Raw genomic sequence first — 330 nt, 5'->3', positions numbered from 1 at the left:
GATTTCCGCAAATCCATCGGCGGGCTGTCGGCGCTGGTCGAGCAGGAATTGGGTCTGAACCCGTTCGGCGATGCGCTGTACCTGTTCATCAACCGGCGCCGCGACAAACTCAAGGCCCTGTACTGGCACCGCAACGGCTTCTGCCTCTGGTACAAACGGCTCGAAGCCGAGCGCTTTGCGTGGCCTGCCATCGAGGCCGGCGAGGCCACCTGCGTGCTGACGATGAAGGAGCTCGAGTGGCTGCTCGAAGGCTTCGATCTGTGGGCTGCAAAACCGCATAAAGCGCTGCATTACCAATCAGTTACGTAGTGTGTTCGGGTATAATGTCGG

At 59.7% G+C, this 330-nt stretch carries 1 protein-coding gene; it reads left to right on the top strand.

The features are described 5' to 3' along the window. The coding region (gene tnpB / locus M622_RS23390) for an IS66 family insertion sequence element accessory protein TnpB (RefSeq protein ID WP_021247991.1) at positions 1-309 on the top strand (309 nt) is incomplete at its 5' end. Between the last annotated feature and the right edge of the window lie 21 nt (positions 310-330).

Source organism: Thauera terpenica 58Eu (genome assembly GCF_000443165.1).
Lineage (GTDB): Bacteria > Pseudomonadota > Gammaproteobacteria > Burkholderiales > Rhodocyclaceae > Thauera > Thauera terpenica.
This window is presented reverse-complemented; position numbering and strand designations above follow the sequence as displayed.